At 36.7% G+C, this 10,258-nt stretch carries 3 protein-coding genes; all 3 read right to left on the bottom strand.

Annotated features, from left to right (window positions below; translation table 11 throughout):
* Window positions 1–8: 8 nt before the first annotated feature.
* The 3 genes from I8752_RS01630 to I8752_RS01620 all read right to left on the bottom strand — a co-directional run bounded on the left by I8752_RS01630 (window position 9) and on the right by I8752_RS01620 (window position 10,210).
* Window positions 9–2,819 carry a non-ribosomal peptide synthetase gene (locus tag I8752_RS01630; protein WP_214430584.1) on the bottom strand — a complete coding sequence of 937 codons (2,811 nt, stop codon included), beginning with the start codon at window positions 2,817–2,819 and terminating at the stop codon, window positions 9–11.
* 50 nt (window positions 2,820–2,869) lie between these two features.
* Window positions 2,870–4,126, bottom strand: a complete 1,257-nt coding sequence (gene ectB, locus I8752_RS01625; protein ID WP_214430583.1) for a diaminobutyrate--2-oxoglutarate transaminase — start codon at window positions 4,124–4,126, stop codon at window positions 2,870–2,872.
* Between the two features lie 249 nt (window positions 4,127–4,375).
* Window positions 4,376–10,210, bottom strand: a complete 5,835-nt coding sequence (locus I8752_RS01620; protein ID WP_214430582.1) for a type I polyketide synthase — start codon at window positions 10,208–10,210, stop codon at window positions 4,376–4,378.
* Window positions 10,211–10,258 lie beyond the last annotated feature (48 nt).

The raw sequence follows: 10,258 nt of genomic DNA, 5'->3' as shown, positions 1-10,258 counted from the left end.
CTTTTAAATTAAATATTTTGTTTTTGCTTCTGCATTAAACGTTGTTTGAATCTGGTTTTACCAGCGTCTAACTTTTCGTTTAGTTCATTATTTTCAGCAGCAAACACTTCATCATTATTTTCTTTTTTACTAAAATATTGTGACAAAGAACTGATAGTTGGATACTTAAAAAGGTCAGTTATTGCTAAATTTGCCTTTAATAGTTCGCGCAGTTTACTATATACTTGAAGTACATTTAATGAATGTCCGCCAATATCAAAAAAGTTATCTTGGATACCTACTTTTGGAATATTTAGTGTATTTTGCCAAACCTCAGCTATTATACGTTCTACATCGTTGCGCGGCATCACATAAGTAGTTTCCAATTCTGGACGCAGATAATCAGGCTGAGGTAATGCCCGACGATCTAACTTGCCACTAGGAGTTAGAGGTAGTGACTCTAACAACATGAAAGTAGAAGGCAACATATAGTCTGGCAATCTTTCTTTCAAAAAATTTCGTAGTTCTAAATCATAAGTTTTGAATTCTGAACTATCTTGTAAATCTGCATATTCACCAGTTGGAACAATATAAGCTACTAAGCGTTTGTCGCCCGGAATATCTTCTCTGACAATAACTACATTCTCGCCCACGACAGGATGCTGACTCAGTAACGTTTCAATTTCTCCTAATTCAATGCGGAAACCACGAATTTTTACCTGATGGTCAATACGTCCTATAAATTCAATATTTCCATCAGGAAGCCACCTGCCTAAATCTCCAGTTTTATAAATTAAATCTTTTTGGATTCCTGGTAGTGGTTTAGCATTGGTAGAAAAAAGATTAGGAACAAAATTTGATTTTGTCATTTCTTCATTTTGCCAATATCCTTCAGCTACCCCATATCCCGATACACAAATTTCCCCAGGAAATCCAATTGGTAATAGTTGCATTTGAGCATCAAGAATATAGAGATTTAAGTTTGCCAACGGTTTACCAATAGGAACTGTACGTTGGTTTTCTGGTAAAGGTTGGGCAACAATAAACTGAGTAATATCATCTGCGGCTTCACTTGGGCCGTAAGCATTCACTATCGGAATTGAGGGATACATCTTCAGCCACTTGTTTACCAGTTCTACTGACACAGATTCTCCTGTCACCATCATCCACTTGAGGTTAGGTAACAATCTTTCAGCTGTTGTTAAGCGGGAGATGTAATCTAATAAGCCTGAGAGAACGACTGGAACTAACTCAACAATAGTAATTTTTTCTTCTTTAATAACTTGGAATAATTTTTCTGGATTACAAATAGTTTCGGTATCGACAATGATAGTCTTACCACCAATTAATATGGGAGCTAAAAATTGCCAAACTGAAATATCAGATGAAGCTGGAGCAGTTTGCAGAAAAGCAAAGTTATCAGATAACTCTAGAGCATCAAATTCAGCATAAATATGGTTGATTGCGCTACCATGTCTAATAATTACTCCTTTGGGCAATCCTGTTGAACCGGACGTATAAATCATATAAGCCGGATCGATTCCTTGATGATTTACCTCTAAATTTTCTTGAGGTAAGTTACTAAAATTTAGTTCGTCATATATTTCGATCGTATTTGTCAAGGCGATCGCTTGTTTATTTGATTTGATATCTAAACATATTAAACATTCCAAATACGGGCTATCTTCTTGCGAACTAGCCAAAACTTCTAAATAAGAAGAATCGGTTAATAAAACTCTCACTTGGCTGTTAGATATCATGTATTTAATTCTATCTGGCGGATATGTACTATCAATTGGCACATAGACTCCACCAACTTTGTGTATGGCAAGTATACCGATGAGAAAGTTTATATCTCGTTCTTTGAGAATTCCAACAAAATCTCCTTTTTGAACTCCTAACTCAGACAAAAGTCTAGCTAGTTGATTGGCTTTTTGATTGAGCTTTTGATATGTTAATTGAGTATTGGCAAAAACAGTAGCTAACTTGTTAGGTGTTTGTTCTACTTGCCTTTCAAATAACTTATCAAGTGTTTGAGCGATCGGATATAGTTTTGTATTCTTATTAAAATCTTTTAGTAAGTTATTTGTTTCATTCTCTTGTATAACAGGAATATCTGATATCTGAATTAGGAAATTGTCTACAACAGTATTTAATATATTGATGTAATGATTGGCGATGATTTCAATACTTTTTTCAGCAAATAATAAATTATTATAGTAAATTTGCCCTTGAATTAAACTAGCATTAATTCTAAAAGCAAAAGTTAAATCATTTTTAATATTTATTACATCCTCTAAAGAATGGATGTTTTCTAATAAAATAATGATGTCAAAAATTGAGCAACGATTGTAATTAACTGGTAAATTTAATAGTTCAATTAATTCGTCAAAAGAATAATTTTGATGAATATAACCATTAATAGCTGTTTCTTGAACTTGAATCAGTAAATCTTTAAATGCAAATTGTTTATCGATATGAAAGTGTAAAGGAATTACTTTTGAAAGGGATTCCTGACTGTTGAATTTTTGATAAACTGGAGAGCCAACTATAATATCATTCGTTCCATTATATTTTTGGAGAAAAATACTTAATACTGCTACAAGCAATAAGTAAATAGAAAAATCAGAGTTATTTGTAAACTTAATAATTTTTTCAGACAAATCACTTGGGATCTCAAAGCTGACTGAGTTCTTTTTACCCTCATATATTGCTGGTCTGACATAATCTGCAATCAAAGTCGTCTCAGGCAGTTCGTCAGAGATTTGATTTAACCAGTAACTCTTATGAGAAAATAAATCTTCAGCAGTCAATTGATTTCTAATTTTATTTGCAATCATTATTTACTTCCTCACTACAATTATAGAAAAAGCTAGTAGTCATCAAAATATTATGCTGCTAAAGACTCATTCAAAGCTGCTTTGATGATTGAACAACCTTTTTGTAATGTAGACATATCAATTACCAAAGGTGGCAAAAGTTTAATTACAGTATCATTTCTGCCTGCGAGTTCAACGATTAATCCTAGTTCAAAACAGCGCGAGGTGATACTTTTAGCAAAATCGCTACCGCCAAAATTTTTAACATCAATTCCCCAAATCATCCCAATCCCTCGGATTGCAATTTTTTCACTAATTGATGCTATTTCTTGAGTCAAAAAACTTTTTAAAAAAAGTTCTTTAGTTTTGACATCTTTTTCAAGGTGACTACTTTCTCTATACTCTAGAGCAGCTGTTGCTCCGATAAATGCTAATTGATTACCTCTAAAAGTACCATTATGTTCGCCCGGTTCCCAGATATCTAACTCTGGCTTAATTAATAATAGCGACATGGGAAATCCATATCCACTAATAGACTTAGAGAGTACTACCATATCGGGAACAATATCTGCTCTTTCAAAAGAAAAGAAAGACCCCGTTCGACCACAGCCAACTTGAATATCGTCGCAAATTAATAAAATATCATGTTCGTTGCATAAGTTTCTGAGTCGTTGTATCCATTCAACAGGAGCTACAACAACTCCACCTTCAGCTTGTACTGTTTCAAAGATGATAGCTGCTGGTTTTTCAATTCCGGAATTAACATCATTTAAGACTGTTTCTATATATTCTATTGTGTCAAAAGTTTCCATGAATCCATAGGGATAGGGCATAAAAGTTACATTACTTGATGTACCAATAGCCCCGGCTCGAATTCCAATATTACCACTAATAGATAAACTACCCAAAGTCATGCCATGATATGCCCCCATGAAGGAAAATATACCCGACCTTTGCTTGACTTTTCTGGCTAATTTTAAAGCTGCTTCAACTGCATTTGTTCCTGTGGGGCCGCAAAATTGAATGCGATAATCTAGTTTTTTTGAACTTAATACTACCTCATCAAACTTGGCTAAGAATTTCTCTTTGGCAGAAGTATACATATCTAAAGCATGGGCTATGCCATCTGCATCTAAATATGATATGACTTTTTGTTTGATATAGTCATGATTATGCCCATAATTTAAAGCACCGGCACCAGCGAAAAAATCTATGTATTCTTCGCCTGATTCAGCATAAACTATGGAGTCTTTAGCGCGATGGAATATGGCAGGGAAAGTACGGCAATAGCTTCTGACGTTGGATTCACATTTTTCAAATGTATTCATAGGATTTTTATGTTGGGATTACAAAATGCATGAGTCAATTCAGTTACATATATTTAGTTGAAATGTGTATTAATGATTGAAAGTATTACAAGTTTTGAAATCTGTTGTTATGCTGTCGGTAAGAAGGAGTAAGAGAATTAAGAAACGAACCACAAAGGACGCGAAGTACGCAAAGTTAAGAGAGTTATAAGGATTTTTTGTGTCAATAGGAAGAATTTTAATTTTTGAAAAATTTGGACATTTTTTAATTTAACTCCATGAAGTAAAAGACCAATTAAAGGATAATTCTTTGTTTAAAAATGCAGCATTTTGTTGCTGTTCTGGTGTCAGCAAGGGTAAGTTTTTAATTTGAAAATTGTGATTATTTATTAACCCTTGCAATAGCATTTCAATATCTTTGAGGATACCAGCAATGGTAGTTGTCTCAAATCTTCTAGAATCATAGGAAATAGCTATTAATAACTCTTTATTGGGGTAGACAACCAAGTTGAGAGGATAGTTATTTCGGTAATATATTTCTGTATGTTGAAATTCTATATTTCCTTGCCAGTCTCGGATAAATTCGCTGACTGGAAAGTTTTCAACTACAACGATGCTTTCAAACAAGGTTAATTTTTGGGGGATTTCGCTCCACTTATGAATTTCTGTTAGTGGAGTGTATTCATAATCGCGGACTTCAACTAATTGCAGTTGAAAACGCTGTAGCCATGATAAGAAAAGCTGTTCGGTATCTATATTGACATGGATGGGCAAGGTATTAACAAACATACCTACCATTGATTCTACTCCCTGCAAGTCTGCTGGTCGTCCAGTAACGGTGCAACCATACAATATGTTGTGGCAACAAGTATAACGACTCAGGAGAACGGCCCAAATACCGTTGATTATCGTAGCAAGGGTAAGACGATGTTGTGTTGCAAAGGTTTGTAGCGCCTCTGTAGTTGTTGGTGATAGTTGAATTATCTCTTCACTATACCTGACTTCTTGGGTAGACGATCGCTCAATTTTTTCTAGTTTTTCTATGTAAGTTAGAGAAGTTGGTGTTTTAACACCTTGCAATGCTTGTCGCCAGAAATTCTCGGCTTTTGATATGTCCTGCTGCTGCAACCAATCAATGTATTCTCTAAAAGGACGCGTAGGTGCAAAGCTAGTTTGTTTATCTTGACAAAGTGTTCCATAAGTTTCTACAAATTCTTGGAATACTAATGAACCACCCCAACCATCAATAATGATGTGGTTAAAACTCCAAATATATAGATACTTGTCATCGGTAAAGCGAATTAAAGTATGACGCATCAAACATGGTTGGGAGAAGTCAAAACTTTTTTGGCGATCGCTTACTATAAAAGAGTCGAGTTGTGCTTTTTGTTCGACTGAATTTATATTAGACCAATCATAATAATTCAGAGGTACTTCTACCTGTTTGTAAACTATTTGTAATGGGTTTTTAACTTCCTCCCAATAAAATCTAGTACGTAAAATGGGATGTCGATCCATTACCAATTGCCAAGCTTTTTTAAATGCTTCTATATTCAGATCGCCATGCAAAGTAAAGATATGCTGGAAAAAATATAGAGACAGTTCGCTATCAAATAAACAGTGAAAAAGCATCCCCTTTTGTACAGGTGTGAGTTCGTAAATGTCTTCGATATTTTCTAGTAACTTTTGGTCGTCACACACTCGTTGTATTTCCAGCAGTAAAGACTGATTTATCGGGTGTAAATCGGACTGATTTTGTTCGAGGAAGCTATCCTGAATCGGTGTGATATTTAATTCAGGTTGGATAGTTAGAGTAATAGATAAATCTGTTGCTAATTCGGCAATTGTCTGGTAATGGAAAAATTGTTGAGATGTTAATTTCAAACCAGCTTGGTTAGCTTTGGCGGCAATTTGAATTGTGTTGATGGAATTTCCGCCTAATTCAAAGAAGTTGTCGTAGATACCTATTTTGTCTATTCCCAGAATTTCTTGCCAAATGTCAGCTAGGATTTCCTCAATTTCGGTTTCGGGAGCAATGTAATCATTACCTAAATTAGGACGAGAATGTTTTGCTTTAGAAAGATTAACTGAAGATAATTGCTCTTGCAAATATTGAGGAGAATTATTTTGCTGAATTAAGGCGGGTAAATCTTGGGTTGAAACAACAACATGAGGTAGCTTACTTCCCAGAACGCGGTTAAAAACATCGATCCCTTCTTGAGATAATATGCCTTTTTTGATAATTTCTGTACGTTCTTGTTGAATTTTATCTGGTAATACCGTTTCGACTGCAAACCCAACTTCTTGCCAAGTATCCCAACTAATTGATACTGTTAAGCGATCGCGCCTATAATTACAACGAGCATAAGCATCTAAAAAGGCATTAGCTGCACAATAATCTATCTGCCCAAATTCACCCAAAATAGAAGTTTTAGACGAACAAAGTACGAAAAAATCTAAATTTATATCCTTGAAAACTTCTTCTAAAACTAACGTACCTTGGACTTTTGCTGCTAAGACATTGCTGGCCATATCCCGCGTTTTGAGTTGGGTAACGCCACCGCCAGGAATCCCAGCCGCATGAATGACACCATTAATTTCACCGAACTTTTGTAATGCTTGAGTAATTACTGCTTGCATTTGTGCAGAATTAGTTACATCAGCACTTATGACTTCAATTTGTGCTCCTAATTGTAAGAGCGATCGCACTTTTTGGATTTGACGACTGATAGCATCTTGGCTATTATGAACTACTAGCCATTGTTCCCATTCAGAGCGTTCCGGTAATCCCTTTCTGCTGATGAGTATTAATTTAGCTTGGAATGTCTTTGCCAGATGTTCCGCTAATACTAGACCAATACCTCCAAGTCCGCCAGTAATTAAGTAAACTCCACCTTTTCTTAACTTAGTTTTGTTGGCAATGCTGTTTTCTAAAGAAACTGCATCAAAAGTCTGCACCCAACGGTGATATCCACGATAGGCAACTATTTCATCAGTTTGTTTAAGTGTTAATTCTGCTACTAATTTATCTATGCTTTTGGAAGATATAGAAGATTGAGCAGAATCCATTACTAAATCAACAAGACTGCAATTAATACTGCGATATTCCTTGGGAATTACTTTGCACGGCCCTAATATCGTAGCCTTCTGTGGGTATAGATTTTCATCGCCAGTTACATCATGTAAATTACTGGTGACGACCATCAATTTTAGGGAATCCCAAATATCTTGTTTTCCGATTGCTTGTGCTAAAAATAACAGGCTATAGAAGCTCAAATCCCAATCCTGATTTTTGAGCGAAATATCACTTGGTGTAACGCTCCAAAAGTGGGCAATTGTATTTAGTTTAAAATTTTGTTTTTGTAGTTCTTTCAGTAATGCATCATAGTCATCTGGTTGTTGGGGATTGATGCAATATATCTGGTCATCAAGTTTACTAAACTGTTCGCCCAGCCGCACGATAATGATATCTTGATTTTGCTGTTTCAGCCGTTCAACAAATTCAGTTCCCACTCCATAGTTATCTACAAAGACTAAGCAATACAATTTTTGTTGGCTCAGTTCTTCTTGAAAAAACTCAAGCGGCATGGATTGTTTCCACACTGGAATATAAAACCAGTCAGCGATATTTGGCTTTTTATCTAATGATTGTTGTGATGCTGTTTCTGAGGTAGATGAATCTAGCTCAATCGAATAACGCTGATTTTCAACAGCAGGTATTTGAACTAATGATTTTTGGGAAGTTGTAGATTCAATCCAATAGCGCTGACGCTCGAAGGGATAGGTTGGTAAGGGTAGACGATAACGGCGTTCGTTAGCATAAAAACTTGACCAATCAATCTTAATTCCCAACATCCACAACCGACCCAAGGTATTGAGTAAAAATGCTACTTCTGAATGCTGCTCGTGAGGATAGGGTATAGTTAATTCGGCATGACTCAAAGTCTCTCTAAAACCAACTTCTAGCAGAATTCGCTGTTTGTCTTTAAGTAACTCGGCAATTCCTTTATTAAAAAGTTTTGGTTGCTGTATTTGTGTCCAATAGTTAGGGTTTGTTGCCTCAGCTTGAGTAATCCAAGTGCCGCTAACATTGGATATAAATGGAATTTTTGGAGGATTCAATTGAACTTTTTCTAACAATTTAGTAGAAGATTTCGCCACTAGTACAAGAGCATCTTCAAGAGAAAACACTCCGGCTAAAGTTGCAGCGACATATTCTCCAACACCTTGTCCAATCATTGCTTGCGGAGAAATACCCCAAGACATCCACAATTGCGCCAAAGCATACTCAATAACAAACAAGGCGCTTTCAGCAAAGCCAGTATGTTGTATCTCTACTGCGGTTTCCTCTTCAGATTCGCTCTTATAAATTACCGATCGCAAATCTAAATCTAGATGTGGTTTTAATATCAGACAGCACCGTTCTACCTGAGCGCGAAATACTGACTCCGTTTCATAGAGTTCTCTACCCATGTCTGCATACAGCGCATCTACCCCAGGAAAGATGAAAGCAACAGAGCGAGTTCCTGACTCTTGAAATTGAGTTACAGCTTGTTGTGAGGCTGGTTGATTCAATGCCTGAATTGCATCTTGAACATTAGAGCAAACCAATATTCGCCGATGACTAAAGTCTCTACGTCCGACTTGCAAAGTATAAGCGACATCTGCAAGATTAATATCAGAATGTAGCGTCAGATGTTGGCTGAGATTTTGCGTAGCAGTTGCTAAAGCAGACTCAGTTTTCGCCGAGAGTACCAATAATTGCCAAGGACGAGAAGGACTAGAAGCTGGAAGTGTTGGGGCTTCTTCTAAAACTACGTGAGTATTGGTTCCCCCCATTCCTAGAGAACTTATACCTGCGCGGCGGGGAGTCGAGCCTTTCCATTCCTTTAGGTTGGTGTTGACATAAAAAGGACTGTTGGCAAAATCAATTTCAGGATTAGGCTGCTCAAAGTTGAGGCTTGGTGGAATCAATTGATGTTTTAAAGCCAAAGCAGTTTTGATTAACCCTGCAACTCCTGCGGCTGCATCTAAATGACCGATATTCGTTTTGACTGAACCAATGGCGCAGAAATTCTTTTTCTCAGTATTGGCACGAAAAACTTTAGTCAGCGCGGCAATTTCAATCGGGTCGCCCAAAGCTGTACCGCTACCGTGGGCTTCAATATAGCTGATTGTTTCCGGTTCTACCTCTGCTAACATTATCGCTTCCGCGATCGCTTCTGCTTGGCCATCGACGCTAGGCGCTGTATACCCGACTTTCATCGAACCGTCGTTATTAATTGCAGCGCCTTTAATCACAGCATATATGCAATCCCCATCGGCGATCGCATCTTTGACTCGTTTGAGAACAACTACTCCCACACCATTACCAACAGTTGTTCCCTGCGCCTTAGCATCAAAAGCATGACAATGACCATCAGGAGATAGCGGCCCTCCTGGTTCATAGAAATAACCAGTTTTTTGCGGCAAGCGAATAGAAACTCCTCCCGCCAAAGCCATATCGCATTGATAATTTTGCAAACTTTGGTAGGCAAGTGTAGTAGCAACTAATGATGTAGAACAAGCTGTTTGAACTGTAATACTCGGCCCGGTAAGATTTAATTTATAAGAAACACGAGTTGAGAGAAATCCTTTATCATTACCAATTAACTTTTGGTATGATTCTCCAGACCCTAATTGGTCTTTTTTTAAATCAAAAGCTAAATAATTATTTAAACTAGCACCTGCATAAACACCAATTCTACTTTCACACTTAGTTGAATCATAACCAGCATTTTCTAAAGCCGACCAAGCGCATTCCAAAAACAGACGATGTTGAGGATCTGTAACTTCAGCTTCCTTCGGATTCAAATCGAAAAATGCCGCATCAAATAAATCAATATCTTCTAAAACGCCACCAACTTTCACATAATTACTATCATTTACCAACGCCCCAGGTACGCCAGCAGCAATTAACTCTTCATCTGTAAATAAGGATAATGATTCCACTCCATCTTGTAAATTCTGCCAAAAAGATTCTATGCTGATGGCTCCAGGAAAACGCCCCGCCATCCCGATAATAGCAACCCCCTCTATTAACTCATAATTTTTATCATTATTCATCTCGTTAAACCTTTTAAATGACTACCGTTCTCTTCCTTCGCTCTCTTT

It is taken from the genome of Dendronalium phyllosphericum CENA369, from assembly GCF_016056275.1.
Taxonomy (GTDB): Bacteria; Cyanobacteriota; Cyanobacteriia; order Cyanobacteriales; family Nostocaceae; genus Dendronalium; species Dendronalium phyllosphericum.
This window is presented reverse-complemented; position numbering and strand designations above follow the sequence as displayed.

Coding starts and splice junctions, on each gene's coding strand:
- I8752_RS01630 (WP_214430584.1), bottom strand. CDS start 2,819: ATGATTGCAAATAAAATTAGAAATCAATTGACTGCTGAAGATTTATTT.
- ectB (WP_214430583.1), bottom strand. CDS start 4,126: ATGAATACATTTGAAAAATGTGAATCCAACGTCAGAAGCTATTGCCGT.
- I8752_RS01620 (WP_214430582.1), bottom strand. CDS start 10,210: ATGAATAATGATAAAAATTATGAGTTAATAGAGGGGGTTGCTATTATC.